This window comes from Streptomyces sp. NPDC046308, assembly GCF_055588065.1.
On the sequence record NZ_JBVJFB010000001.1, the window covers coordinates 1,602,082 to 1,628,040 of the forward strand.

At 74.4% G+C, this 25,959-nt stretch carries 18 protein-coding genes; 7 read left to right on the top strand and 11 right to left on the bottom strand.

Annotation, left to right across the window (positions count from 1 at the left end; all coding sequences use genetic code 11):
• The first annotated feature begins 30 nt into the window (after positions 1-30).
• Together ACZ6JT_RS07020 and ACZ6JT_RS07025 are read left to right on the top strand one after the other, a co-directional pair.
• Positions 31-2,283 carry an ATP-binding protein gene (locus ACZ6JT_RS07020; RefSeq protein WP_469207958.1) on the top strand — a complete coding sequence of 751 codons (2,253 nt, stop codon included), beginning with the start codon at positions 31-33 and terminating at the stop codon, positions 2,281-2,283.
• Positions 2,274-4,001 (top strand): AMP-binding protein, encoded by a 1,728-nt coding sequence (locus tag ACZ6JT_RS07025; RefSeq protein WP_469207960.1) that lies wholly within the window; start codon positions 2,274-2,276, stop codon positions 3,999-4,001. Before ACZ6JT_RS07020 ends, ACZ6JT_RS07025 begins: the two co-directional genes overlap by 10 nt.
• Positions 4,002-4,618: 617 nt before the next feature.
• On the opposite strand, the gene ACZ6JT_RS07030 is transcribed toward ACZ6JT_RS07025, so the two are convergent.
• The 3 genes from ACZ6JT_RS07030 to ACZ6JT_RS07040 form a co-directional block, all read right to left on the bottom strand.
• Positions 4,619-5,569 carry a polyprenyl synthetase family protein gene (locus ACZ6JT_RS07030; RefSeq protein ID WP_469207962.1) on the bottom strand — a complete coding sequence of 317 codons (951 nt, stop codon included), beginning with the start codon at positions 5,567-5,569 and terminating at the stop codon, positions 4,619-4,621.
• A gap of 165 nt (positions 5,570-5,734) precedes the next feature.
• Positions 5,735-8,449, bottom strand: coding sequence for an AAA family ATPase (locus ACZ6JT_RS07035; RefSeq protein WP_469207963.1), 2,715 nt, complete (start codon positions 8,447-8,449; stop codon positions 5,735-5,737).
• Positions 8,450-8,593: 144 nt separating this feature from the next.
• Entirely contained in the window at positions 8,594-9,421 is an 828-nt protein-coding gene (locus ACZ6JT_RS07040) for a metallophosphoesterase family protein (RefSeq protein WP_469207966.1), read from the bottom strand.
• A 310-nt stretch (positions 9,422-9,731) separates the two neighbouring features.
• On the opposite strand from ACZ6JT_RS07040, the gene ACZ6JT_RS07045 reads away from it, so the two are divergent.
• Both ACZ6JT_RS07045 and ACZ6JT_RS07050 read left to right on the top strand, forming a co-directional pair.
• Positions 9,732-10,460, top strand: coding sequence for a 4'-phosphopantetheinyl transferase family protein (locus ACZ6JT_RS07045; protein ID WP_469207967.1), 729 nt, complete (start codon positions 9,732-9,734; stop codon positions 10,458-10,460).
• 384 nt (positions 10,461-10,844) lie between these two features.
• Positions 10,845-11,882 (top strand): LuxR C-terminal-related transcriptional regulator, encoded by a 1,038-nt coding sequence (locus tag ACZ6JT_RS07050; protein ID WP_469207969.1) that lies wholly within the window; start codon positions 10,845-10,847, stop codon positions 11,880-11,882.
• A gap of 16 nt (positions 11,883-11,898) precedes the next feature.
• Here the strand turns inward: ACZ6JT_RS07050 and ACZ6JT_RS07055 are convergent, their stop codons facing one another.
• From ACZ6JT_RS07055 to ACZ6JT_RS07090, 8 genes are read right to left on the bottom strand one after another with little or no spacing between them, the layout of a single operon-like run.
• Positions 11,899-12,798 (bottom strand): 4'-phosphopantetheinyl transferase family protein, encoded by a 900-nt coding sequence (locus tag ACZ6JT_RS07055; RefSeq protein ID WP_469207971.1) that lies wholly within the window; start codon positions 12,796-12,798, stop codon positions 11,899-11,901.
• Positions 12,795-13,031, bottom strand: a complete 237-nt coding sequence (locus ACZ6JT_RS07060) for a phosphopantetheine-binding protein (RefSeq protein ID WP_469207973.1) — start codon at positions 13,029-13,031, stop codon at positions 12,795-12,797. The genes ACZ6JT_RS07055 and ACZ6JT_RS07060 overlap by 4 nt, the downstream gene beginning before the upstream one ends.
• On the bottom strand, positions 13,018-14,940 hold the full coding sequence (locus ACZ6JT_RS07065) for an HAD-IIIC family phosphatase (protein ID WP_469207975.1): 1,923 nt from the start codon (positions 14,938-14,940) through the stop codon (positions 13,018-13,020). The genes ACZ6JT_RS07060 and ACZ6JT_RS07065 overlap by 14 nt, the downstream gene beginning before the upstream one ends.
• Before the next feature lie 7 nt (positions 14,941-14,947).
• On the bottom strand, positions 14,948-15,988 hold the full coding sequence (locus tag ACZ6JT_RS07070) for a 3-oxoacyl-ACP synthase III family protein (RefSeq protein ID WP_469207977.1): 1,041 nt from the start codon (positions 15,986-15,988) through the stop codon (positions 14,948-14,950).
• Positions 15,985-18,942 (bottom strand): type I polyketide synthase, encoded by a 2,958-nt coding sequence (locus tag ACZ6JT_RS07075; protein ID WP_469207979.1) that lies wholly within the window; start codon positions 18,940-18,942, stop codon positions 15,985-15,987. The genes ACZ6JT_RS07070 and ACZ6JT_RS07075 overlap by 4 nt, the downstream gene beginning before the upstream one ends.
• Positions 18,942-19,244: an acyl carrier protein gene (locus ACZ6JT_RS07080; RefSeq protein ID WP_376617414.1), complete on the bottom strand. Its 303-nt coding sequence runs from the start codon at positions 19,242-19,244 to the stop codon at positions 18,942-18,944. Before ACZ6JT_RS07080 ends, ACZ6JT_RS07075 begins: the two co-directional genes overlap by 1 nt.
• Positions 19,245-19,290: 46 nt before the next feature.
• Complete coding sequence (locus ACZ6JT_RS07085; protein ID WP_469207981.1) at positions 19,291-21,048, bottom strand: acyl-CoA dehydrogenase; 1,758 nt, start codon at positions 21,046-21,048, stop codon at positions 19,291-19,293.
• On the bottom strand, positions 21,042-22,853 hold the full coding sequence (locus ACZ6JT_RS07090; protein WP_469207983.1) for a fatty acyl-AMP ligase: 1,812 nt from the start codon (positions 22,851-22,853) through the stop codon (positions 21,042-21,044). The genes ACZ6JT_RS07085 and ACZ6JT_RS07090 overlap by 7 nt, the downstream gene beginning before the upstream one ends.
• 262 nt (positions 22,854-23,115) lie before the next feature.
• Here ACZ6JT_RS07090 and ACZ6JT_RS07095 point away from each other — a divergent pair, with 262 nt between their 5' ends.
• From ACZ6JT_RS07095 to ACZ6JT_RS07105, 3 genes are all read left to right on the top strand, one after another.
• Positions 23,116-24,675 carry an acyl-CoA carboxylase subunit beta gene (locus ACZ6JT_RS07095; protein WP_469207985.1) on the top strand — a complete coding sequence of 520 codons (1,560 nt, stop codon included), beginning with the start codon at positions 23,116-23,118 and terminating at the stop codon, positions 24,673-24,675.
• A 5-nt stretch (positions 24,676-24,680) separates the two neighbouring features.
• Complete coding sequence (locus ACZ6JT_RS07100; protein ID WP_469207988.1) at positions 24,681-24,884, top strand: acyl-CoA carboxylase subunit epsilon; 204 nt, start codon at positions 24,681-24,683, stop codon at positions 24,882-24,884.
• 186 nt (positions 24,885-25,070) lie between these two features.
• The gene (locus ACZ6JT_RS07105; RefSeq protein WP_469207989.1) at positions 25,071-25,841 is read left to right on the top strand and encodes a thioesterase II family protein; all 771 of its coding nucleotides are present in this window, start codon (positions 25,071-25,073) and stop codon (positions 25,839-25,841) included.
• Positions 25,842-25,959: the final 118 nt, after the last annotated feature.

The following is a 25,959-nucleotide window of genomic DNA, read 5'->3' on the forward strand; positions in this document are numbered from 1 at the left end:
CAGGAGTCCGCGAGGCGTCCGCTGGGTCCGGTGACGGAGCTCGTCGGCCGCGAGCTCGAGGCCGCTGCGCTGCGGGAGCGGTTGCGGGACCCGGCGGTGCGGCTGGTGACGGTGACCGGGCGGGCCGGCGTGGGCAAGAGCCGGCTGGCCGTCGAGGTCGTACGGGAGATCGGCGGGGAGTTCGCCCGCGTGGAGCACCCGGATCCCGCGGTCGCGCACCCGGACCTTCCGGAACCGCACGATCCGCCAGCCACGCGCGATCCGGCGGACCGGCACGATCAGGCAGGCCCGCACGGTCCGGCCGGCCGGATCCTGGTCGTCCTCGACGGCTGCGACCACGAGGCGCGCCCGGCCGCCACCGCGGCCGTGGAGTCCCTCGCCGGCGATCCGCGGGTGGTGGTGCTGGCCACCGCCGTGGAGCCGCTCGGGGTGTACGGGGAGCAGTTGCTGCCGCTGGCGCCGCTGCCCGTACCGGGCCCCCGGCGGGGACCGGCCGGCGCCGCCGCCGATCCGCACGAGGTGCAGGAGGCGGCCTCGGTCGCGCTGTTCGTGCGCCGGGCCCGCGACGCCGACCCCTCCTTCGCCCTCACCGTGGAGAACGCCGGAGCCGTCGCCGAGATCTGCACGCTGCTGGACGGCCTGCCGCTGGCCGTCGAACTCGCCGCTCGGCGGCTGCGGCTCTTCCCCGCGCACCTGCTGCCCGGGCGGCTGCGCGGCCGTACGACCGTCCTGTCCGGCGGCCCGGCGAACGCGCCCGAACGCCACCGCTCGCTCGCCGCGCTCGCCGAGTGGAGCTGCCGCGGCCTGGACGACGGCGCCCGCGCGCTGCTGGGCCGGCTCTGCGTGTACGAGCCCGGCTTCGGCCTGTCGGCAGCCGGGCTGGCGGCCGAGGCGGCCGTCGAGACCCTGCTGGACCGCGGGCTGCTCGCCGTGGTGGGCGAGGAGCGGGGGGAGCTGCGGCTGGCCGTGCCCGAGCCCGTACGGTCCCACTGCCGCGCCGAGCTGGCGGATTCGGGCGGCGAGGGGGCGGCGCTCGACGCGCACGCGGAGCGCTACCGGCTGCTGGTCACCGCCGCGTCGGCGGGCCTGCGGGGCACCGGGCAGGAGCGGCTGCTGCGGGAGCTGGCGGCCGAGGGCGACAACGTGAGCGGCGCCCTGCGGCGGCTGCGCGAGCGCGGCGACAGCGAGACCACCGCCGCCCTGGTGCTCGGCTGCCGCCTCCCGTGGCTGGCGCAGGGAAGGCTGCGGGAGGGCCTGGAGTGGTGCGACGACACCGCCGAGGCGGGCGGGGCGGCGCTGCCGGAGGCCGTACGCGCCCGGCTCGCCGACACGTCCGGCGTGTTCGCGCTCGCCCTGGGCGATCCGCAGGAGGCCGTCCGCCGCCACCGGCACGCGCTGGCCCTGGGCAAGGGCGCCGGCGACCGCCGGCAGAACGCGCTCGTCTCCGCCCGGCTCGGCGCGGCCCTGCTGCGCGCCGGCGATCCGGCGGGCGCGCGGGCGGTCCTGGTGACCGCCCTCAACGCGCTGGAGTCCATGGGCGTCACCGGGGGCGCGGCCGAGGCGGCCGGCTCGCTCGCCGCCGTCCTGCGCGCCGAGGGCGACCGGCGCAAGGCGCGGGAGCTGCTGGACCGGTCCGTGGAGACGTTCCGGCGGATCCACGACGGGCGGGGGCTCGCGGGCGCGCTGCGGACCGCGGCCGCGCTCGCCTTCGAGGGCGACGAGCCGGACCCGGCGGACCGCGCGCTGCGGGAGAGCATGCGGTTGTACGGAGCTTTCGGTGAGCGGACCGAACTGCCCGGAACGCTGGAGGAGTTCTCCCTTCTCCTGCTGCGCACCGCGCCCGCCCAGCAGCCGCGTGCCGTACGGCTGCTGGCGGCGGCCGACACCCTGCGCGGCGAGACGGGCGCGCGGGTGCCGGACGAGTGGCGGTCCGCGGCCGAGCGGGCCCGTACGGAGCTGAGCGCGCGCCTCGGCTGGACGGACTTCGCCGTGGCCTGGGCGGAGGGCGTGCGGATGACCGTGCCCGCCGCGGTGGCGGAGGCCCTGTCGGCGCCGGCGCCCTCGCGGCGCGCCGCGGCCGGGACGGCCCCCGAGGCGCAGTCGCTCACCCCGCGGCAGGTCCAGGTGGCCCTGCTGGTCTCCGAAGGCATGACGAACCGCCAGATAGCAGCCAAGCTGGACATCTCCGAGTGGACCGTCGTCAATCACGTCCGGCAGGTGATGCGCCGCCTCGGGTGCAGTTCGCGGGTGCAGGTGGCCGGGGCGGTGGGCCGATGGGCCTGACCGGCTCCACCGCGCACGGCACGGCGGGCACGCGCCCCGGGCCCACCCCGGCCCGGCCCCTGGACCTGGTCCCGCCCGCCGAGGTCGCCGAGCGGTTCCGGGCGGCCGGCTGGTGGCGCCCGGAGACCTTCCTCGACGACCTGTACCGTACGGCCGCCCGCGCGCCCGGGCGCCCCGCCATCGTCTCGGACCGCGCGCACCGGCCCGCCGGCCTGCGCCGGGTCACCCTCGGCTACGCCCAGCTCGCCCGGTACGTCGACCGGTTCGCCGGCGCCCTCACCTCGCTCGGGGTCGCCCCGGGCGATCCGGTCGCCTTCCAGCTGCCCAACTGGTGGGAGACCGCGGCCCTCGCCCTCGCCTGTCTGCGGGTCGGCGCGGTCGCCGTTCCTGTACTGCCGACGGTACGGGCCCACGGCCTCCACCGGATCCTGGACGGCACCCGGGCCCGGATCTGCGTGGTGCCGGACGTCTGGGAGGGCTTCGCGCACGCCGAGGCCCTCGCGGACCTCGCCGGGCGGCTGCCGTGGCTGCGCCACCGGGTCGTCCTCGGGGACGCGGCGGCGACCGGAGCGGTCGACTTCGCCGCGTACTTCCAGCGCACCGCCCACGAACGCACCGAGGCGGGCCTGCGCAGCCGGCCGCGCGGCGGGCAGGCCGACCGGCCCGCGCTGCTGATCAGCGTCATGGGTCTGCGGGACGCGTACACCTCGGTGCTGCACTCCCCCAACACCCTCTACGCCAACATCTCCGCCCAGAGCGGGCCCGACGGTCCCGGGCGGCGGCCCGGCGAGGTCTTCCTCAGCACCCTGCCGCTCACCTCACTGGCCTCGCTGCTCTACACCGTGTGCTGGCCGCTGGCGGTCGGCGGGACGGGCGTCTTCCAGGACGTGTGGGATCCTGGCCGCTGCCTGGACCTGATGGCCACGGCCGGGGTCGACCAGGTCTACGCGGAGCCGGCCTACCTCTCCGAGCTGGTCACCGCGCAGCGTCGGCGGCCGCGGGCGACGGACCGGCTGCGGCTGGTGCTGTCGGGGGGCCGCACCAGCACCCCGGCGCCGCTCGCCGCCGAGCTCCGCGAGCTGTTCGGCGTACCCGTGTTGTCCGTGTGGGGGGCGCCGGAACTCGGCATGGGCGCGCTCTCCGTTGACACCCCCGAGGAGGGCGACGGGGTCCACCCGCTGCGGGGGCTGGAGGTGTCGGCCGCCGACGCGACGTCGCCGCTGGAGGTGCGCGGCCCGTCGGTCTGCCTGGCCACCTGGCGCCACGGCGCCCCCGCGCCGGTGGCGACCTGGGAGCGGGGGGACGGCTGGCTCGACACGGGTGACGTGGCGACCGCCGACCGGCACGGCGGGATACGGGTGCTGGCGCGGGCCGGCACGCGGACCGGCGCCATCTTCATGGTCCCGGTCGCCGAGGTGGAGGAGCGGCTGCTGGCGCACCCCCGGGTGCGGGAGGCGGCGGTCGTCGCCTACACCGACCCCGAGCACGGGGAGCTGCCCTGCGCCGTCGTGGTCCCGACGGCCCTGGACCGGCCGCCGGGACCGGCCGAACTGCGCGAGCACCTGGTCGCGCTGGGCGTCGCGGAGGCCTTCCTTCCGACGCGGCTGGAGATCGTCGGCGCACTCCCCCGCGACGAGGGCGGCCGCGTCCGGCGCGGCGCCCTCCGCACCTGGCTGACCCGCCTCCACCCCGGCACCCCGCGCCTGACGCCGGCGTGACGTCTGGCTGCGGTTTGGCTGTGCCGCTCGGGCCGGGTGCGGGGGCCGGTTGCACCGGGGCCTGGTCGGGTGCGGGGTCGGTTGTGGTGGGGCTGGGCGCGCGCCGGGGCGTCTCCTCGGGCGCCAAACGTGTCGGGGTGTCGGAGAGCTGGGCGGAAGTGCGTTTGGCACCCTGCGGGGATCACCCCGACACACACCCACCCCCACCCCAACCGACCCGGCTGCTACCCATCGGCCTGGCGGCCGCGCAAATCCAGCCTCGGCCCGCACAAGTCAGCCCCTCCGGCGTTTGAGGAGCGGGGTCCGGGGCGGAGCCCCGATCCTTGAGCCGCACCCACCTGCCCTGCCGCACCACCCAGTGCTGACGCACAATCCCGCCTCGCCGCGCAAATCCAGCCCCGCCGGCGTTTGAGGCGCGGGGTCCGGAGCGGAGCCCCGATCCTTGAGCCGCACCCACCTGCCTTGCCCCACCATCCGGCCTCGCCGCACAAATCCAGCCCCTCCGGCGATTGAGGAGCGGGGTGCGGGGCGGAGCCCCGGGGTTTGAGCCGCACTGTTCGGCTGCGCCGCACAAACTCGGCCTCACCGAAGGCTAGGGGCGGGGTCACGGAGACGGGCTAGCCGGCCAGTTCGCGGGACAGGGCGGACAGTTCGGCGCGCCAGGCACGGGGGATCCGGGCCCCGGCCACGGCTTCATCCGCGCGGACCACGAGCGCGGCGATGGTCTCCTCGGCCCGCTCCCGCGCCTGCCCGTCGAAGAACACGTCGCGCAGGAACTGGGCGTCGCCGTCGAAGCCCGGGCCGCCGCTCAGGAAGCCGCGGATCCGCCAGGCCGCGTGCACGGCCCGCGCGTAGTCCTCGTAGGCCTCGGCCAAATCCTCGCGCCCCGCGAGCCCGGCGCCGATCAGCAGCGCGTGCCGCAGCCCGTACCAGCCCGCGCCGCACCCGCTGCCGCAGCCCTCCAGGCACTGCCCGGGCCAGGCGTCGTCGAGGTACTCGGTCGCCGCGGCGGCCTCCATGTGCGCGCCGATGGCCCGCTCGGCCCGCAGGTCGTCCCACAACCGGCGGGCCCCGTCCGGCAGTCCGACCGCCAGCCGGTCCCCGTAGGCGAGGGCCAGGTCCCCGGCGAGGACGGCGGTGCCCTCCCCGAACCGGCGCGGCTCGCCCCGCCAGCCGTTGCGTTCGTGCTCGGCGGCATGGCTGACGTGCAGGGTCGGAATGCCCCGGCGCAGCGGGGCGTTGTCCCGTACGTCGGCTCGTATCACCAGGCAGGTGTCGAGCAGTTCGAGCGCGGCGGCCGCGGTCACCGCCTCCTGCCGCTCCGGGTCGCCGCCGGCGGCGAGGTATCCGGTGAGGCAGATCGCGGGCCGGGCCCGCTCCCCGCCGGCCTGGACGAGCTCGGCCACGCCCATCACCAGGACGGCGCTGCGCGGGTCGGACGTGCGCCGGGTGCGGTGCTCCTCGGCGAGCAGTCCGGCGAGTCGTTCCTCGACCCGGTCGATCATGGCGTCACGCGCCTGTCCGGGCGACGCGGTGCGCCACGGCTGGTCGTGTGTCGGTGTGGTCATGGTGCCCTCCCTGCGGGCTACGTCCTCATGACCGACTTTCCCGTACCGAGGGCGCGGAAGCCACCGAAGAGCGTGCACAGGCAGGTTCCGGCGCCCGCGGCGGGGCCGGGAGTCCCTGACGTCTGCCACGCCGCGGCGGGGAGGGATTGGCTTGCCATCACCTTGTCATACGGAGCCCGCGCCGCCCCGGACGAGTTCCGCGGCACCCGGCTGGAGGTCGGCCGGGAGGGCCTGGCGGCCGGGAATGTTCAGTTTGCGGTACACCCGGGTCAGGTGCTGTTCCACCGTGCTCACGGTGATGAACAGCCTCTTCGCGATCTCCCGGTTCGTGTGCCCGTGCACCGCGAGCAGGGCCACCCGCCGTTCCGACTCGCTCAGGCTCGCCACCAGTCCGGCGTCCGGCGCCTCTGCCGTCTCCTGCGCCTCGTCGTCCTCACCGGTGTGGCCGGGCAGGATCCTCGCGCACAGCGCCTCGGCCCCGCCGACCTTGGCCAGGTGCCAGGCCCTGCGTTCGACCATGGTGGCCCGGGCCGGTTCGCCCACCTCGCGCAGCACCTGGCCGAAATCGCCCATGGCGCGCGCCAGTTCGTACTGGTCCCCGGAGCGCTGCAGTTCTTCGACGGCCCGGGCGAGCATCGCCTGCCGCTCCCTCGGTTCGCGCAGGGACGCGCGCAGCCGCAGCGACGTGCCGCGCACCCAGGGGTCGGCGGCGTCCCGCGTGGTGAGCTGGTCCGCGAGGAACCGCTCGGCCTGGTGGGTCTCGCCGAGCCGGATCAGCGCTTCCGCCGCGTCCGTGCGCCAGGGCAGGACCCGGGGTCGGTCCAGGCCCCACCGTTTCATGTGGCGGCCGATGTCCAGGAAGTCGCCCAGGGCCGCGTGGAACCGGCTCGTGGCCAGCGCGTACTGGCCCCGGGCGCGCAGGTGGCCCAGCACGTGGACGCTGCCCGCCAGTTCGGCGGGGACGGCCCGGCTGAGGGCGGCGGCCGCCTCCTCGGGCCGGCCCATGGCGATGCGGGCCCGGGCCAGGGTGCCCGCCACCGCGCTCAGCAGGATGCTGCCGCGCCGGCCGGGCGCCGAGCGCAGGACTTCCTCGGCGGTGTCCGCGGCGCCCGCCAGGTCGCCGGCGCGCAGTCGGGCCTCGGCGAGCAGGCCGGCGAACTCGGCCCGCCAGCCGCCGGCTCCGCGCCGCGTCGCCTGTCGGACGAACTCCTCGCACCAGGGCAGCGCGCGGGCCGGGCCGTCGAGGTACAGCAGGGTGCGCAGGGCCTGCGCCACCGGTTCCACGGTGCCCTCGGCGAGGGTGGCGCCGCGCAGGAACAGTTCGGCGGCGCGGACGGCGGTGCCCTCCTCCGCCTCTCCCGGCAGGGTCCACAGGGCGGCCGGGTGGACGGCGGTGCGGGCGGGGCGGGCGGTGCGGGCCGCCGGGTGCGGCCCGTCCTCGGTGTTCCCGCGGCGGGCGGAGGCGGACCACTGGGGGAACGCCGAGAGGCCGTCCAGCGGGTCCGCGCCGGGGGTGCCGGCGCGGCGCCCGTCGCCGGGCGCGAGCCGTTCCAGTACGTCGACGGCCGCGTCGACGCGGCCCTGGGCGGCCAGCGCGCGGGCCAGCGAGCCGAGCGCGCGCGGGTCCAGCCGGCCCCCGGCCACGGCGGCGAGCGGGGCCGCGAGGTGGTGTTCGGCGGCGGCCGGGTCGGTGCGTCCGGCGACGGCGCTGAGTCTGACGCTCACCTCGGCGCGCAACGTGTCGTCCGGGCAGGCCTCGTGGGCGAGCCGCAGGAGGGCCTCGGCCCGGTCGGGGTCCCCGTCCGCGGCGTGCTGGTCGGCGGCGGAGCGCAGGACGGGCAGGGCCCATTCCTCCCGGGTGTGCCGTGCGGCGAGGAGGTGTGCGGCGGCCGTGGTGTCGGGGGCGCCTGACGCGCGGGCCAGCAGGGCCGCTTCGCGGTGCAGGGCCGTCCGGGCGGCCGGGTCCGTCCGGTCGAGTACGGCGGCCCGTGCGGCCGGGTGGCGGAACCCGCCCTCGGGGGCGAGCAGGCCCGCGGCCTCCAGTGCGGTGAGGGCCCGGGCGGCGGTGGCCTCGGCGGCGCCGGTCAGCCGCGCGAGGTGGGCGGGGGTCGCCAGGTCGTCGAGTACGGCGATCGGCCCGGCCAGGCCGGCGGTGGCGGGACCGCTGTGGTGCAGGCAGGCGAGGACGGCCTCGGCGTAGCAGTCGCCGGGCAGCGCCCGCGGGTCCTGGAGGAGGGCCCGCAGCAGCAGCGGGTTTCCGCCGCTGGCCTCGTACAGCCGGCCGGCCTCCGCCTCGGTCCGGTCCGCCAGCATCGCGCGGACGGCCTCGGGGGCGAGCCGCCCCAGGCGCAGCCTCGTGAAGTGGGGCAGTCGGATCAGTTCGGTGCGCGGCAGCGGGTCGTCGCCGTGTTCGTGCGCGGACTCGGCGAGCACGAGCAGGACCGCGGCCTGCCGGGTCCCGCGCGCGAGGTGCAGCAGGTAGCGGCGGGACAGCTCGTCGACGTGGTGGAGGTCGTCGACGCAGACGACCACGGGGGCGGCGAGGCTCAGTTCGCGGACGGCGTTGGCGAAGGCCCTCATGGACTCCACCCGTTCCGCTTCGTCCGGCGACGCCGGCGGCGAGGGGAGCGCTCCGGCCGGGGCGTCGGCGGTCAGCTGGCGCAGGACGCCCAACGGTCGGCCTTGTTCGGCCGGGGTGCCGATGGCGCGCAAAACGTTCGCGCCGCGGGCCTCCGCTTGTCCGGCGGCCGTTTCGAGGAATTCGCTCTTTCCGCAGCCGACCGCACCTTCGACGAGCAGGAGTCCCGAATTCCCTGCCGCACAGCCGGAAAGCAGCGCATCCAGCAGGGCAATTTCCTCGGCGCGCCGGAATAAAAGCATGAGAGTCCCCCAGTGCCCCTGTTCCGCATTTCGGCAGGAAAGCGCGAGGACGGAAAGGAACTGTTCGAGCGTGGACCGAGCAGGAATTCACGGTCAGTCTAGGCGGCGGGGACGCGGCCCACACTGTCCGGAAGTTGCCACGCATCAATTCCCGCGGCCGGTGGCGGGGAAGATCCGGCGGGGGACGTCGCGCGGGTGGCCGGGCCTGCGCCACTCCCGTGGATAACCCACGGACACCTCCTCGAAGCGCACGCCGTCGTACCAGGTGGTGCGCGGGATGTGCAGGTGCCCGTAGACGACGGCGGCGGCCCGGAACCGGGTGTGCCAGTCGGCGGTGAGCTCGGTGCCGCACCACTGGGCGAACTCCGGGTGCCGCAGGATCCGGGTGGGGATGCGCACGAGCGGGAAGTGGTTGACGAGCACGGTGCGCAGGTCGGGATCGCAGGCGGCCAGCCGCTGCTCGGTGACGGCGACCCGGGCCCGGCACCACGCCTCCCGGGACGCGTAGGGGTCCGGGTGCAGCATGAACTCGTCCGTGCAGACCACCCCGGCCTCGTACGCCTGCTCCAGGGCTTCTTCCCTGGTGGCGGCCGTGGGGGTGCGGAAGCTGTAGTCGTACAGCAGGAAGAGGGGGGCCACGATGAGCGGGCCGCCCGGCCCCGTCCAGACGGGGTAGGGGTCCTCGGGCGTGTGCACGCCGAAGGAGCGGCAGATCTCGACCAGGCGCCGGTAGCGCGCCTCCCCGCGCAGGGGGTGCGGATCGTCCCGTACGGTCCACAGTTCGTGGTTCCCCGGCGCCCACACCACGGTGGCGTAGCGCCGGGTGAGCAGGTCGAGCACCCAGCGGAGATCGTCGAGCGACTCGCTCACGTCGCCGGCCACGATGAGCCAGTCGGCGGGACTGTCGGGATAGAGCTCCTCGACGATCCGGCGGTTCTCCGGGAATCCGACATGGAGGTCGCTGATACCCATGAGGTTTCCGTGCGGCATTCCGTGAGTGTGCACGGTCGGACGCGGCATGAACACCCCTTCCCTACCCCGCAATTGACGCGAACGAACCCCTGTTCGTGCACATGGCAGGGAGATGACAATGCCCGCCCGGTCACCCGGCAGTGCCCCCGCAGGCACCGGTTGCACGACCCTGCGGATGGCAGCAGCCTGGCAGAGAACCGGGGTTACTCCGGGTCAGTCCGGTTGACCTGGTACTTCGTTCCTGGTCGTGGTGGGGCGACGGCGCGAGCGTGGGAGCTGTCAGACCGAAACAGCGACCCGAGGGAATGCCGTGCTCACAAAGCTCCTGCCCGCGAACGTCGCGACCGCCGAAGCCACCACCGACCCTGCCGACGTCTTCCTCTACCCCGAGGAGGAGCGCCTGGTCCGCAACGCCGTACCCAAGCGGCGGCGGGAGTTCGGCACCGTCAGGTGGTGCGCCCGTCGCGCCATGGGACAGCTGGGCCTGCCGCCCGCTCCCGTGCTGCCGGGCCGGCGCGGCGTCCCGCAGTGGGCGCCTTCGGTCGTCGGATCGATGACCCACTGCGCCGGATTCCGGGGTGTGGCCCTCGCCCGCAGCGCCGAGTTCGCCTCCGTGGGCGTCGACGCGGAGCCCAACGCCCCCATGCCGGAGGGCGTCCTCGACTCGATCGCCCTGCCCGACGAGCTCCGTCTCGTACGGGAGCTGGGGCGGGCGGTGCCCGGGGTGGCGTGGGACCGGCTGCTCTTCAGCATCAAGGAGGCCGTCTACAAGACCTGGTTCCCGCTCACGGGCCAGGAACTCGACTTCACCGACGCCCTGGTGAGCGTCGACCCCGGACAGGAGACCTTCCAGGCCCGGCTGCTGCCGGACCCCTCCACGCTCTCCCCGGCCGGGCCGACCGCGTTCAGCGGCCGCTGGTCGGCGGAGAACGGCGTACTGCTGAGTGCCATAGCGGTGCCGGCTGCCCGGCTCGCCGCCGTGGGCGCTCCGGTACGGAGAAGCGCTCCCCGCATCTGCCGTGCGGGGAGCGCTTTCTGAACCGCTAGCCGGGGAGGTCGGTCATCCCCATCGGTCGTCGTCCGGTACGACACCCACCTCCGGGGTGCCCCCATCGAGCGCGACGGCGATCAGGGACTCCGTGGAAGCGTTCGGCAGCGCCTGGCCCACCGTGGCCTGAACTCCCAGCGCTAATACCACACTCGTCACTACAGTCAAGCAAATCGAAGATACCTTAACGGAAATAGTTCTCACGACTTCCCCCAGTCGAAGATCGAGTTCCACTCCACCCGCACCGCCGGACACTTCCGACTCAGTGGCTCCGGGTGATGCGAACAGACTGCTTGATCTCGATCAGCCACGCCAAGGGCGGTACGTTGGCGTAAAGTTACGTGGCAGCAATTACACCGATCAGCGGGGGCTGGCATGTTTACTGGGGAGGGCTCGGATTCGGGGTTCGCCGAGCTGGACGACATCAGCGCAACCGCGTACGGTCTCGCGGTCGAGCGCGGCCGCTTCGTACGCGATCAGATCGCCGAACAGCTGTCACTGACGCCCGAAGAGGTCGTACGGGTGGAACAGGTGCTGACCGGAGTGCGCCTGTTGCAGTCCATGCCGGGGAACGCCAACGAGCTCACCCCCGTCACACCCGACGTCGCGGCCGCCTCCCTGGTGGGGCCCGCCGAACGGCACATACGCGACCTGCAGCAGGCGGTCACCGACGTCCGTGCCAAGCTGCTGTCCCTGACACCCCTGTACTTCGAGGGGCGCCGCCTGCGCAACCGGCTGGAGGCCTTCGACGTCATCACCGACGTCTCCCGGATCCAGGCGATGCTCGACCACCTGAGTCAGAGCTGTAAGAGCGAGCTGCTCACCGTCCAGCCCGGCGGCGCACGCCCGGCGGATCTGCTCGCGCAGGCCAAGGAGTCGGCCCTGTCCACCCTCTCCCGCGGCGTCCGGATCCGGACCATCTACCAGCACACCGCCCGCAATGACCTGCCCACCCGCTCCTACGTCCGCGAGGTCAGCGAACAGGGCGCGGAGATCCGCACCGCGGACGAAGTCATCGACCGACTGATCATCTACGACCGGGAGGTCGTCTTCCTGCCGGAGCGCACCCATGGCAACAGCGCGCCCGGCGCGGCCATCGTCCGCGAGCCCACGCTCGTGGCGTTCCTGTGTTCCGTCTTCGAGTACCTGTGGGACGGCGCGTCCCCCTATGTCGTCGACTCCCAACGCTCCCCGGCCTCCTCGGACGAGCTCAAGTGGTCGATCATCCGGCTGATGACCAAGGGGTACAAGGACGAGATGGTCGCGCGCCGGCTCGGCATGTCCGTGCGGACCTGCCGCCGCCACATCGCCGAGATCACCGAGGAGCTGGAGGCCACCAGCCGCTTCCAGGCGGGCTACAACGCGGCCCGGCAGGAAATGCTCTCCGGAGGGTCGGTCCCCTCCCTGTCGTGATCCCGGCGACGCGGTCTCAGCGGCCGCCGCCCTCGCCGTACGCCCGCTCCTCGTACGCCCGCTCCTCGTGCTCCGTCTCGTCGAGCGCCTCCGTGATCGCGTCGACGCAGTCCTGGTCGAGCATCGTGGTGACGTGGGCGTCCTGGAGCGGGCCGAAACCCGCGTCGTACACCGCGGCACTGACGACGTAACCGTCGGCGACCGGGAACGTACGGAAGATCCACTCGTCCCCGGTGCCCGCGGTCCCGTCCGGCCGCTGGACCCGCACGGCCCTGCCGTCCGGCCCGAAGCCGAACTCCGTGAACCGGAACTGCATGCCCTGGCCGATGGCCTTGCTGTAGGCCTCCTTGAGGGTCCACAACCGCACGAGCGCGTCGTTGCGCTCCGCCTCCGGCATCCCGGACAGCAGCACCGACTCGTACGGCGTGCAGATGTGCCGGCCCAGCCCGCCGGCGTGCATCTCGCGGTCGGCCCGTTCCGCGTCCACCCCGATGAGGCCGGTGGTGGTCAGCCCGACGAGCAGCAGGTCCTCGGTGTGGCTGAGGCTGATGTCGATCTGGTCGCAGCCGCGCAGGTACGGGCGTCCGGTCGGCCCGTAGGCCAGTTCCAGGTCCGCGGGATCGCTGTCGAGCACCGCGCCCGCCGCGTACTTCAGCAGCATCCGGGAGGCGGTGTAGCGGCCGCGGACGTCTGCGTGGGTCAGGTCGAGGTAGCGCGTCCAGTCCCGGCCGAGCAGCTCGCGCAGCCCCTCGCCGGACGGCACGCGCGGCTCCAGGTCCCTCAGCCACGCGTAGACCAGCGCCGTCCCGTGCGTGGAGAGGTCCTCCCGTACCCGGTCCCACGAGTCACCTCCGGGCACCACGGCGACGGGCTCGCCGAGCGGGGGGCCGAGCGAGGGGCTGCCCGGGGCAGTCATCCGTACTCCTTCACGAGGGTGTGGATCTCCCGGAGGCGGTGCGCTTCCAGCAGACGGTGTACCGGTACCCGGTGGCCGGATTCCTCCAGGAGGGCGACCAGGCGAAGCAGGTTGAGCGAGTCCCAGCCGGGCAGGTCCACCAGTGCGGTGTCCGCGCCCTCGGGAATCGCGATGTCCAGGCCGAGGTCGTCGCGGACCGTCCGCAGGAACCCGTCGAGGCTATCGATGCCCATCGGTCCCCCTTCCCCCCGGGGTTTCGGTGATGCGCACGTGCGCGGGTACTTCCGGTACCCGCACCAGGTCGTGGTGGAACCTCACCGCCGCGTCCGGCGGCCCGCCGGTCCCCACCCGCGTGAAGCCGCAGGACGGGTAGAAGTCGCGGGCGCGGTGGTTGCGCGCGGTGGGGACGTACCGGGCACTCACCCCGGACAGTCCGAGCGCGCGGGCCCGCTCCAACACCACGGCGAGGCAGGCCTGTTCGACTCCGCGAGCGAGCACCCGGCAGCTGAGCCACATGTTGTCGAGGTGCAGCACCCCTTCCGCGACGGTCCCGAGCACCGCTCCGACCAGGCCGTTGTCGCCGAACCGGTCCGCGCTGCGGGCGGCGAGCAGCAGCCGCGCCGGGTCGGCCGCCAGGGCCTTCAGCTCGGATTCCGGGTGGCCCCCGCCGGCCAGGTTGAACTGGTTGGTGCGCAGCGTCAGCTGGGACATCCGGGCGAACTCGTGGGGGCGGGGCGGGCCGAGCCCGACCCGGACCTCCAGCGCCCGCAGGAACTCCTCGTGGGCGCCCGAACCCGCCCGCAGCGCCCGGCGCTCGCGCTGCCTGCGGTACTCGCCGGTCCGGGCCCGGTCCTCGTCGGTCAGCCGCGGGGTGTCGAACCAGCCGTCGGCCAGCAGCCGGGTCACGTGCAGTGCGGGTTCCTCGTCGAGCGCCACGACGGCCACGTCGGGCGCCCCGTGCCGTACCCGGGCGCGCTCCGCCGGTGAGTCGTCGGCGAAGACGAGGGCGTCCGTGCCGAGGTCCAGCTCCCGCGCGATGTCCGCCAGATTGGCGTCCTTGGGATGCCAGTTGGCGTTGATCCGTACGAAGTCGGCCTCGCGCAGCACCAGATCCGGGTGGGTGTTCAGCGCGCGCAGGACCGGGCCCTCGTCGTTCTTGCTGCTGACGGCGAGGAGCACGCCTTGGGAGCCGAGCTGTTTGACGACCTTCTGGAAGGTTCCGAAGGCCTCTCCGCGCAGGGTACCGGCCGCGCCGACGCCCTCGGGCCCCTCCTCGCCGAGCACGCCGTCCCACAGGGTGTTGTCGAGGTCGAGCACCAGGCACTTGCGGACCTGGCCGGCCAGCGCGCGGGCCAGGTGCGCCACCTCGCGGGCATAGGCGGCGAGGAGCTCCGCGCCGAGCCGGACCTTGGCGTGGGCGGCCAGCCGCGGGTCCGTGACCGGCCCGCCCTCGCCGATCAGCGGTTCCAGGTCGACGACCACGAGGCGGCCGTCGGGGTCGGACTCGGTGAGCCGCAGCAGCCGGGCGTTGAACTCCCGCCACACCGCGCCCAGGAGGGCCCGGGAGCGGTGGTCGATCAGCTGGTGGCTGCGGTCGCGCGGCAGTGGGACGGTGTTGAGCACCAGAATTCCGGGGGCCCCTTCGGCCAGGGCGGCGCACCGGCCCAGCGCCTCCTCGGCCGCACGTTCCACGTCCTCGGGCCGCCACACCGGAGGGACCTGCGCGAAGACGGTCTCCGCGTCGAGCAGGCACAGGGTGAGGTCCGGCCGGGCCGTGCGCAGCTCGCCGTCGGGGTCGGTCAGGTCGCGCAGGTACGTGCCGTGCTCGCCGAGCACCGGCTTCAGCAGCAGGCCGTGGCGGGCCAGTTCGCCCCGGAGGGGGTCGACGACGTGGCCGACGGTGGACTGGCCGGTGACCGCCACCGTCACGACGGGGGTACCCGGGTGGTGGGCCAGCACGGCGTCGGCGTCGAGTCCGCCGAGCAGCCGGCCGGCCGCCGCCGCGGACACCGGCCCTCCCCCGGTCGTCCCGGGGCCGCCGCGCCCGCTCTCCTGCGCGAGCAGCCCGGCCACCTCGTCGTACGCCTTCTCCAGCAGACCCTGCGCGCGCAGTTCGCGCAGCCGGTCCAGTCCCGTCGTCATCGGCGCCTCACACCTTCTCCAGGGCGAACCCGGCCCGGATCCACCTGCTGGACTCCACGCACAGGGCGAGCGCCCGGTCGCCTGCGGCGAACTGCGGCAGCAGCCGCTCCAGTTGCAGGAAGGGCAGGGCGTTGCCCGTGTTGCCGGTCTCCGACACGCAGGACACCTGCCGGGCGGGGCCGGCCGGCAGCCGCTCGACGATGCGCGCGGTCATCCGCTCGGAGAGCTGGGGCGGCAGCAGGAAGCCGATGTCGTCGAGGCTCCATCCGAGCCCCCCGAGCAGCTCCCAGAGGATCTCCACGGTGATCTTCGGCACGTGCTCCTCGATCGCCTTGTAGTCCTCGGCCAGCATCCGCCGCTGCGAGTCGCGGTCGGTGGTCCCGTACCAGTCCAGGAGCTGGCCGGGCGGACGGCCCTGCCCGGTCCAGGAGTTCAGCACCGCCCGTACGGCGACCCGCTCGCCCTCGGGCTCGTCCGTGAGGACGGCGGCGCCGGCCCCGTCCCCGAAGAGGACGTGGTTGACCAGTTCCTCGGTGGGCATCCGGGCGGCGTCCCGCCGGGGCGACAGGAACCGGTGCGTGACGTCCCCGCCGATGACGAGGCCCGCCCGGCGGCCGCCGAGGATCAGGCTGCGGCCCAGGTCGAGGGCCTGGACGGCGCCGGAGCAGCCCGCCTGGATCTGGTAGACCGGCAGGTGGTCGAGGCCCAGGCGGTCGGCGACCTCGGTCGCGGTGGTCGGCAGGAGCAGGTCGGGGGTCGCGGTCGCGAGCACCACGAACTCGATGTCGGCGGGGGCCGTTCCCGCGGCGCTCATGGCCTGGGCGCCGGCCTCGGCGCACAGGTCGGCGAGCGAGCCGCGGACCTCCCCGGTGACCGGGTCCCAGCCGAAGTGCCGGGTCCTGGTGCCGACGAAGATGTCGATCCACTCCTCGCTCACGCCCAGCAGCGCGCCGAGGGCGGCGTTGTCCACCGGGTCGCCGGGCAGTGCCGTACCGGTCGCCGCGAGGTAGACCGTGGCGCGGTCAGCCGCGTCCGCCGCCCGGGTCATGCCGACCTCGCCAGGAGCATGTCGTCGAGGAAGGCGGCGAGCGAGCCGACCGAGCGCAGCGCGGGCAGCATCTCCTGCACGGAGACCTCGCCGACCCGTGGCAGCCTGGCCTCCACCTGGTTCTTGAGCTGCACGATCATCACCGAGTCGAAGCCCAGGTCCTCGTGGAGGCGGGCCTCGCGCACGACGCGTTCCGGCGGGTAGCCGCCGACCTCGGTGACGGCCTGGACGACCGCGCGCAGCACCGGATCGTCGTCGTGGGCGCCGGTGCCGGCGGCGGAAGGCGCGGCGGGCGGAGGGGCGGCACCGGGCGCATCGGCGTCGGGCCCGCCCGGCCGCGGCCGGCGCTGCGCGGTGTGCACGAGGGCCTGCCGGTCCCAGTGGCGCTGCGCCGACGAGAAGACGTACGGGCTCAGCGCTTCGACGACCCGGTGCCCCGGTTCGTACAGCTCCTCCCAGAGCGGGTCCAGCCCGCCCCGGTACAGGGAGGCGACGGTCGCCGCGAGTTCCCTCCCCGTGGCCCCGGCGCCCGGGGCGGGGTGCAGGAGTTCCGCCGCCGCCGCGCGACCGCTGCGGGCGGCGATCTGCAGGAGCGTGCCGCGCGGCCCGATCTCGATCAGATGGGTGGGGGCGACGTCGGCGACGAGCGCGCCGAGCGCGGTGTCCATGAGCACGGGCTCCTCGATCTGGTCGGCCCAGTAGCCGGCGTCCATGAGTTCGTGGCGCAGCATCCGGCCGTGCCGGGTCGAGGCCACCGGCACGGCGGGCGGCCGGCAGCGCACCGACTCGGGGCGCAGACCGGCGGCGGCCGGGGCCATCAGCGGCGAGTGGAAGGCGTGGGACACGGGCAGCCGCTTGACCCGTACGCCGCGCCCCGCGAGCGCCCGCCCGATCCGCTCCAGTGCCTCCAGCGGTCCGGAGACCACGGTGTCCGCGGGGCCGTTGACCGCCGCCAGGACCGTGCCCGGCTCCGCCGCCAGCAGCTCGGCGAGCGCTTCGGGGCCGGTTCCGGCGGCGAGCATGCCGCCGCCCGCGGGCAGTGCGGCCATCAGCGCGCCGCGCCGGACCACCAGACGGGCGGCCTCGTCGAGGGAGAGGGCCCCGGCGGTCACGGCCGCGGCGTACTCGCCCAGGCTGTGGCCGAGGACGGCCGCCGGGGTGATCCCGAGCGAGGTGAGGGTACGGGCCAGCGCGCAGCCGACGGCGAACAGCGCCGGCTGGGCGAACTCGGGCCGGTGCACCCGTTCGTCGCCGCTGAGGATCAGCTCGCGCACCGAGGTACCGAGGTGCGCCGCGAGCGCCTCGTCGGCCTCGGCGAGGTGGCGCCGGTAGGCCGGGGAGTCGCGGTGGAGGCCCGCCGTCATGCCGGGGAACTCGCTGCCCTGGCCGGTGAAGAGGAAGGCCACGACCGGCCTGCCCCACGGCCGCCCGCCGGTCCCGGCCGCGTCCTGCGGGTCCGCCGCGCGGCGCAGTGCGGCCACGAGCTCGTCGGTGTCGCGCACGGGGACCGCGAACCGGTGCGGCAGACCGGTCTTGATCCGGTTGCTGCTCCAGCACAGGGCCGCCGCGCCGCCGCGCGGCCGCCGGGCCACCGCCTCGGCCTGCGCGGCGAGGTTGCGGCGCAGCGCCTCGGGGGTGTCCGCGCTGACGGTGAAGACGCCGACGGCGTCGCGCGCCCCGCCGGTACGGGCTCCCGCGGCGAGCGGGATGCGGGGCGCCGAGCCGAGCACGGCGTGGGCGTTCGTACCTCCCATGCCGAAGCTGCTGACGCCGGCGAGGCTTTCCCCGCGCGGCAGCCGCATCGGGGACTTCAGCAGCCGCATGCCGCGTTCGCCCAGCCGCAGCCGCGGGTTCTCGCGGTCGGCGAACAGGCTGGCGGGGACGATCCGGTGGTGCAGGGCCAGCACGGTCTTGATGAGGCCTGCGATGCCTGCCGCGCCCTCGGTGTGGCCCAGGTTGCCCTTGACGGAGCCGATCGCGCACGGGGTCTCGCGCGGGACCCCGTGGACCGCGCCGAGCGCCGCGCACTCGATGGCGTCGCCGAGTACGGTCCCGGTGCCGTGCGCCTCCACGAAGGCGACCTGGTCGGGGGTGACCCCGGCGCGCCGGTACGCGGAGTCCAGCACCCGCTGCTGCGACCAGCGGTTGGGGGCGATCACCCCGTTGCTGCGGCCGTCCTGGTTGACGGCGCTGCCGCGCAGGACGGCGTAGATCCGCTGTCCGTCGGCGAGCGCGTCCTCCAGGCGGCGCAGCACCACCAGGCCCACGCCGTCGCTGCGTCCGATCCCGTCGGCGTCGGCGCTGAAGGGCTTGCAGCGTCCGTCGGAGGCGGCGAGGCCCAACTGGCCGTAGACCATGCCCAGGGACGGCGAGAGGACGACGTTGACCCCGCCGGCGAGCGCGGTGTCGCACTCCCCGGTCAGCAGGGAGCCCGCGGCGAGGTGGACGGCGACGAGCGAGGACGAGCAGGCCGTGTCGACGGCCAGGCTCGGTCCGGTGAAGTTGAAGTGGTAGGAGATCCGGTTGGCCGCCATGCCCGCGCTGCTGCCGGAGCCGAGCAGCGGGGTGACGCGGGCGAGGTCGCTCATGGTGAGACGGCCCCATTCGCCGCCCATCACGCCGACGAACACGCCGGTCTCGGTGCCCGCGAGGTCGCCGGGGGCGCGCCCCGAGTCCTCCAGCGCCCGCCAGGCGCAGGGCAGCAGCAGCCGGTGGTGCGGGTCCATCGCGGCGGCCTCGCGCGGGGTGACGGAGAAGAAGTCGCTGTCGAAGACATCGGCGTCGTCGATGAAACCGCCGCTGCCGCTGACGGCGGGGAAGTCCCCGGCCTCCCAGCGCTGCGCGGGGACGGGGCCGATGCCGTCCCCGCCGCGCATCAGCAGGTCCCAGTACGCCTGCACGCCCGCCGCCCCGGGGAACGCGCAGTCGATCCCGACGACGGCGATGTCCCCCATCAGTGCCGGCCCCGCGCGTCCGGCGCGGCGGCCGGGAGCGCCGTCGACAGGTAGCCGACGAGGCTGGTCACGGTCGGGTGGTCCCAGAGCAGCGTGGGCTCCACCTCCAGGCCGAACTCGTCCTCCAGGTCGCCGCACAGGCTGAGCGCCGCCACCGAGTCCATGCCGTACTCGGCGAGGGGCACGCTCGGGTCGATCGTCTCGGGTGCGCGCCGCAGGTAGAGCGAGAGCCGGGCGTACAGCCACTCGTGCGGCGGCACACCGTCGATGGCCGCGGCGGGCCGGGCGGTGGGAACGGTCATCGTGGAACTCCTTCAGTGCGTACGGGCCGGCCGGCCGGCGGACCGGTCAGCCGGGGAGGGGCGTGGAGTAGAGGTCGTAGCTGATCTGGGTGCTGAAGCGGAGCTGTACCTCGTGCCGGATCCGGGTCTCGCACTCCGCCGGCAGATCGGCGACGCGCGTGCCCAGCCGACGGGCGATGCGGTGGAGTGCGGCGGCCGCCCAGGACGGGTCGGCGAGGAACGGGTCGGGGCCGTAGCGGCCCTGGTCCCACAGCCCCAGCACGGCGGCCGCGGCGAGCAGCAGCGCGTACCGGTCCATGAGGGCGAACCTCGCGGGCTGGGCGGTGGCCGCCGCACCGTCCGCGTCCAGTCGCAGCACCCGGGCCCGTACGTCGCGGAACTCCTCGACGAGCTGCCCCGCGAGCGTGCGCAGGGCGCTCTCGACGGGTCCGGTGCCGTCGATGCCGGCGCTCACCGCGAGCATGGTCGCGCTGAGGGAGTCCCGGCCACACGCGAGGCTGAGCCTGTCGGTCCGCAGCGGCGGCAGGTCGCCGCGCAGCCGGAACAGCCCGGCGGGCGCCTCGTCCTCGACGAACCAGGAGGCCCGTGCGAGCCGCGGCATCTGCGGGATGACGGTGGCCTGGCAGGCGACGGTCCCGGCGTGGCCGAGGCTGAGCACCGGTACGTCCCTGACGTGCTTCTGGAAGATCCCGAGGGTGCCCTCGCGGGTGTAGAAGCCGGAGCCGAGCACGATGGACAGGTCGTACATGGTCTCGGTGAGCACGCGGGGCAGCAGGTACTTGAGCGCCGCCGAGTAGACGCTGGTCTCGGCGGGCAGCAGGTGCAGGGCCCGGGTGGCGACGACGGCGAGGGCGTCGTACAGCAGCAGGTTGACGAAGGCGTTGGTGAGCGCCGCGCCGGTACGGCCGCCGTCACCGCGGCCGCCCGCCTGCCAGCCGCCCGAGCGCTCCCGGTCGAAGCGGACGGCGGTGCGCAGGCTGGTGTCGAGGGCCGCCACGGCCGTCGCTGCGATCACGGTCCGGCTGATCTGGAAGGACCGCAGGGCGGTCGTGATCCCGCTCCCCTCAGGGCCCAGCAGGGCGGAGCCGGGCACCGGGCAGTCGTCGAACTCGACCCCGGCGAACCGGCAGCCGCGCAGCCCGACGGGGGTCCGGCGGGCCGTCACCGCGGCCCGTGCGTCCGCCAGCTGCCCGGGTTCCAGGAGGAGCACCGAGTGGCTGCGGCTGCCGGGGGCCGGGTCGGTACGGCAGAACAGCACCAGCGCCCCCGCCCGCTCCAGGTCGTTGACCATGGGCTTGCCGCCGCTGATCAGATAGCCGTCGCCGCTGCGGCGGGCGGTGACCTGGCTGCGTACGTAGTCGTTGCTGTGGGCGGTCTCGTGCTGTGCGATGGCCGCCTTGCCGCCGGCGCGCAGCAGCCCGGCGAGCCAGTGCCGCTGCCGGGAGTCCCCGGCGGTCCAGACGTCGGAGGCCGCCATGAAGGTGGTCATGCCGTGGCCCATGGCCAGGCCCACGTCCCGACGGAAGACCGGGCGCATGATCCTGACCAGGGTGTCCATTCCGTCGAGCCGCCCGCCCAGGGCGCGCGGGACGTACTCGTCGGTGATGCCGAACCCGTCGAGGAGCGCCTCGCCGGCGGCGAAGGGCACCGCCGCCCGGTCGGCCTCCAGCAGCGCGGTGTAACCGACGGGGTTGGCCGGGTCCGAGGGGTCGCCGAACAGCTCCTCCAGCTCGGCCACCCGGGCCCGGACGGTCCTCTCGCGTTGCTGGGCCACTGCCTGGTCGCCGAGGAGCGACGTCACCACCGTCTTCCTCCGTCGGCTCCTTCCGGCCGCAGCAGGTCCTCCCCGAACAGCACGTCCTCGGCGCGGGCCAGCGCGTACACGTCGGGGGTCAGCACCTCGTACTCGCCGCGCAGGACCCCGTCGAGGAAGAGCTTGCGCATCAGGGTGCGCTGGACCTTGCCGCTGCTGGTGCGGCGTACGGTGCCGGGGCGCACCAGGAGGACGTTGCCGGCCGGGATCTCGAACTCCTTGCCGATCAGGGCCTGCATCCGCTGTGCGACGGTGCGCAGTTCGGCGCTGCCCGCCCCGCGCACCTCCTGGACGAGGACGAGCTGCTCGCCGCCGGCGTCCACGGAGAACGCGGCGCCGGCGCCGAAGGTCAGCGCGGGGCTGACGGTCCGGGCGGCCCATTCGATGTCCTGCGGGTACACGTTGCGGCCGTTGATGATGACGACTTCCTTGAGCCGCCCGGTGACGAACAGTTCGCCGTCCTCGAGCATGCCCAGGTCGCCGGTGCGCAGGAAGTTGCTCTCCTCGCCGTTGAGGCTGGCGAGGAAGGTGTGGGCGGTCTCGGTGGGCCGCCGCCAGTAGCCGCGGGCCACGCTGTAGCCGCGCAGCCAGATCTCGCCGACGGCGCCGGCGGGCAGTTCGCGGTGGGTCAGCGGGTCGACGATGCGGACCTCCACGTCGACCGGGACGCCGCAGCCGATCAGGGTCTTGACGTCGTCTCCGGATCCGGCGCGGAGCACCTGGTCGCGCTGGAGGGCGGTCCGGTCGAAGTCCCTGCGGACGTGCGGGGTGCCGGGGACCCCGCCGGAGACGACGAGGGTCGCCTCGGCCAGTCCGTAGCAGGGGTAGAGGGCCTCGGGGCGGAATCCGGCCGGGGCGAACCGTTCGGCGAACTCGTCGAGGCTCTCGGGCCGTACGGGTTCGGCGCCGTTGAGGGCCAGCCGCCAGCGGGACAGGTCGAGCGCCGCGATCTGCTCGTCCTTCACGCGGCGCACGCACAGGTCGTAGGAGAAGTTGGGGCCGCCGCCGACGGTGACGCCGTACGCGTCGATGGCCTGGAGCCAGCGCAGCGGGCGCTTGACGAAGGACAGCGGGGTTACCTGGACGCTGTGGCCGCCGAGCCACACCGGGTGCAGGAGGTGGGCCACCAGTCCCATGTCGTGGAAGTAGGGCAGCCAGCTGCCGAAGACGTCCTCGCGGGTGGTCCGCAGGACCTTCTGCAGGGCGGCCTGGTTCGCCAGGAGGTTGCGGTGCGAGACGGTCACGCCGCGCGGTTCGGAGACGGAGCCCGAGGTGTACTGGAGGAACACCAGGTCGTCGGGGCGGGCGCTCACGGGCTGGAAGGCGTCGGCGTCGCCGATGCCGGGCACGTCGCTGACCACGCAGACCGCGTCGGGGCCGGCGTTGCGGGCGAGCCACAGCGCGACCTCGGGGGCGGTGGCCGTCTCGGTGAGGACCACCTTCGCGGCGGTGTCCTTGAGCACGGCGGTGGTGCGGTTGAGCCGCTTGTCGCGGCCGGCCTCGCCCGGCATGGGGACGGGGACCGCGATGGCGCCGGCGTAGAGGCAGGCGGCGAAGGCCTTGAGGAACTCGACGGTGGAGGAGTAGACCAGCAGCACCGGCTGCCCGGTCGCCCCGTGTTCCCGCAGGCAGGCTCCGATCCGTCTGCCCTCGCGGTCCAGTTCGCCGTAGGTGAGGTGCTCGGCCTCCACGCCGCCGGCCGTGTCGCGGAGGAAGACGTGTACGTCCTCGTCGGCGAGTTCAGCCGCCCGAACCCGGAGGAGTTCGGTGAAGGTGGCGAAGCGTGACGGTGACATCCGCGGCATCCCCTCGGGTCAGCGGGCCCGTGGAATGGCGGACCTCGATTCCCCCGGATCCTGCGCGCACGTCCTTAAGGGGCGCTTGCGCCCGCCGCCCGCGCGGCTCGCGGCCGCCCTCTCCGCGGAGCCGCGGACGGCACCCCTATCCCGGTCAGGGGGGTGGTCGGTGTTCTCCGCGCGCCCCCCGGCCGCCTTCAATGGCGGGCACTGCCCGGGGCCGCCATCGGCGCGCCCCGACGGCCGAGGAAACGGGTGGAGCATGACAGTTGCCGATGTCGGTGTCCGAGTGGCCGAACTGGAAGCGATCAAGGAGTCCGCCGGGCTGGGCCCGTCCGCCGGCGCCTCCGAGGCGCAGCACGCCCGCGGCAAGCTGACCGTGCGCGAGCGCCTCGACCTGCTCTTCGATCCGGGCACCTTCCGCGAGATCGAGCAGTTGCGCCGGCACCGGGCCACCGGTTTCGGCCTGGAGGACCGCAGACCGCACACCGACGGCGTGGTGACCGGCTGGGGCAAGGTCGGGGGCCGCCGGGTGTTCGTGTACGCGCACGACTTCCGGATCTTCGGCGGCTCGCTCGGCGAGGCCCACGCGCAGAAGATCCACAAGGTGATGGACCTCGCGCTGGCGGCCGGGGCGCCGCTGGTGTCGCTCAGCGACGGCGCGGGGGCCCGGATCCAGGAGGGGGTCACGGCGCTCGCCGGGTACGGCGGCATCTTCCGCCGCAATGTGGCCGCGTCCGGGGTGATTCCGCAGATCAGCGTGGTGCTCGGGCCGTGCGCCGGCGGGGCGGCGTACTCCCCCGCACTGACGGACTACGTGTTCATGGTGCGTGACATCGCGCAGATGTACATCACCGGCCCCGACGTGGTGCAGGCGGTGACCGGCGAGCGGATCAGCCACGACGATCTCGGCGGCGCTCGGGTGCACTCCTGCGTCTCGGGTGCGAGCGCCTTCCTCTACGACACCGAGGAGGAGTGCCTGGAGGAGGTACGGCACCTGCTGTCGTTGCTGCCCTCCAACAACCGTGAGATGCCGCCGGCCGTGCCGGCCGGCGACCCGGCCGACCGCCGGACCGGGGCGCTGGCCGAGCTGGTGCCGGCCGACCCGGCGCACGCGTACGACATGCGCGCGGTGATCGAGGAGATCGTCGACGACGGCGATCTCCTCGAGGTCCACGCCCACTGGGCGACCAACATCATCTGCGGGCTGGCCCGGCTGGACGGCCACGTGGTGGGCATCGTCGCCAACCAGCCCGCCTCGCTCGCCGGGGTGCTGGACATCCACGCCTCGGAGAAGGCCGCCCGCTTCGTGCAGACCTGCGACGCCTTCAGCATTCCGCTGGTGACGCTGGTGGACGTGCCGGGCTTCCTGCCGGGCAGCGGCCAGGAGCACGGCGGTGTCATCCGGCACGGCGCGAAACTGCTGTACGCGTACTGCGCGGCCACGGTGCCCCGGGTGCAGGTGATCCTGCGCAAGGCGTACGGCGGTGCCTACATCGTCATGGACTCCCGCTCGATCGGCGCGGACCTGTCGTTCGCGTGGCCCACGAACGAGATCGCCGTCATGGGCGCCGAGGGTGCGGCGAACGTCGTCTTCCGCCGGGAGATCGCCGCCTCGGACGACCCGGAGGCGGCGCGCGCGCAGCGCGTCAAGCAGTACCGGCAGGAACTCATGCATCCCTACTACGCCGCCGAGCGCGGCCTCGTCGACGACGTCATCGACCCGGCCGCCACCCGGCAGGTGCTGACGGACGCACTGGAGGTCCTGCGGGCGAAGCACGTGCCGCTGCCCGAACGCAAGCACGGCAACCCGCCGTTCTGAGTGCGATGGGCGAGCGGGCCGAACCAGACGTGAAGATCGTGCGCGGCGCACCGGACGGCACCGAGCTGGCCGCCGTCCTGCTCGCGCTGCTCGCCGTCGCCCGGCGGCCGGGCGACGGCGGCGCCGGGGCCGGGGCCGGGCGGCCGGACCGGGCCGGCTGGGGTCCCGCCCGCGGCTGGCGCCCGCCGGGCACCTGGACCGCGCCATGACCCGGACCGACGCATGAACCGGACTCACGCACGCACCGGACGATCCGGCAACCGGACCGACCGTGAGCCGGACTGGCCCCTAAGCCGGACCGACCCGTGAGCCGGACCGACCCCTGAGCCGGACCGACCCGTGAGCCGGGCCGAGCGTGAGATGGACCGCCTTCCCCGAAAGGACACCGACCGACGATGACCCGTACCGCCCTGACCGCTTCGACCCTGACGGCGACCAGCGCCTGGCTGCGCCGCTTCCACCCCGCCGAGGACGCCCCCGTACGCCTGTTCTGCTTCCCGCACGCGGGCGGCTCGGCGAGCTACTGGTTCCCCGTCTCGCGGGCCCTGTCCCCGGACGCCGACGTGCTGGCCGTGCAGTATCCCGGCCGCCAGGACCGCCGCCACGAACGGTGCGTGGACGACCTGCACGAACTGGCGGACCGGGTCTTCGCGGAGCTTCGGCCGTGGTGCGACCGCCCGGTGGCGCTGCTCGGGCACAGCCTCGGCGCGTCCCTGGCCTTCGAGGTGGCGCGGCGGATGGAGGCGGCCGGCGATCCCGCGCCCCTGGCGCTGTTCGCCTCGGGGCGCCGGGCCCCCTCGCGCCCGCGCGCGAACCAGCTGGTCCACCTCGCCCCCGACGCCGAACTGCTCGCCAGGATCAGGGGGATGAACGGCACCGACCCGGCGGTCCTGGCCGACGACGAACTGCTGCGCTCGGTGCTCCCGGCGATCCGCGGCGACTACAAGGCCGCCGAGACCTACCGCTACCGTCCCGGACCGGCCCTGACCTCCCCGATCACGGTGCTCACCGGGGACAGCGACCCCGAGGTGACCGCCGAGGAGGCCGCGGCCTGGGCCGACCACACGGACGGCCCCTTCTCCCTGTACCGCTTCCCCGGCGGCCACTTCTACCTCAACGAGCACGCCGCCGAGGTGATCTCCCTGCTCCGGCGCGAGCTGGCGTAGCCCGGCGGTCCGGGACCGGATCGGCGGACAACCCGCACGAGTCGGCGCGTTGGCGTGCGGAAAGTGATGAAACCCGATCGGCTGTGGGGCGTTAGAGAGGTGGGCCGCCGTTCGCCCG

Coding starts and splice junctions, on each gene's coding strand:
- ACZ6JT_RS07050 (WP_469207969.1), top strand. CDS start 10,845: ATGTTTACTGGGGAGGGCTCGGATTCGGGGTTCGCCGAGCTGGACGAC.
- ACZ6JT_RS07100 (WP_469207988.1), top strand. CDS start 24,681: ATGGGCGAGCGGGCCGAACCAGACGTGAAGATCGTGCGCGGCGCACCG.
- ACZ6JT_RS07075 (WP_469207979.1), bottom strand. CDS start 18,942: ATGGGGGACATCGCCGTCGTCGGGATCGACTGCGCGTTCCCCGGGGCG.
- ACZ6JT_RS07070 (WP_469207977.1), bottom strand. CDS start 15,988: ATGACCCGGGCGGCGGACGCGGCTGACCGCGCCACGGTCTACCTCGCG.
- ACZ6JT_RS07055 (WP_469207971.1), bottom strand. CDS start 12,798: ATGACTGCCCCGGGCAGCCCCTCGCTCGGCCCCCCGCTCGGCGAGCCC.
- ACZ6JT_RS07025 (WP_469207960.1), top strand. CDS start 2,274: ATGGGCCTGACCGGCTCCACCGCGCACGGCACGGCGGGCACGCGCCCC.
- ACZ6JT_RS07030 (WP_469207962.1), bottom strand. CDS start 5,569: ATGACCACACCGACACACGACCAGCCGTGGCGCACCGCGTCGCCCGGA.
- ACZ6JT_RS07090 (WP_469207983.1), bottom strand. CDS start 22,853: ATGTCACCGTCACGCTTCGCCACCTTCACCGAACTCCTCCGGGTTCGG.
- ACZ6JT_RS07040 (WP_469207966.1), bottom strand. CDS start 9,421: ATGGGTATCAGCGACCTCCATGTCGGATTCCCGGAGAACCGCCGGATC.
- ACZ6JT_RS07080 (WP_376617414.1), bottom strand. CDS start 19,244: ATGACCGTTCCCACCGCCCGGCCCGCCGCGGCCATCGACGGTGTGCCG.
- ACZ6JT_RS07065 (WP_469207975.1), bottom strand. CDS start 14,940: ATGACGACGGGACTGGACCGGCTGCGCGAACTGCGCGCGCAGGGTCTG.
- ACZ6JT_RS07060 (WP_469207973.1), bottom strand. CDS start 13,031: ATGGGCATCGATAGCCTCGACGGGTTCCTGCGGACGGTCCGCGACGAC.
- ACZ6JT_RS07095 (WP_469207985.1), top strand. CDS start 23,116: ATGACAGTTGCCGATGTCGGTGTCCGAGTGGCCGAACTGGAAGCGATC.
- ACZ6JT_RS07035 (WP_469207963.1), bottom strand. CDS start 8,449: ATGCTTTTATTCCGGCGCGCCGAGGAAATTGCCCTGCTGGATGCGCTG.
- ACZ6JT_RS07105 (WP_469207989.1), top strand. CDS start 25,071: ATGACCCGTACCGCCCTGACCGCTTCGACCCTGACGGCGACCAGCGCC.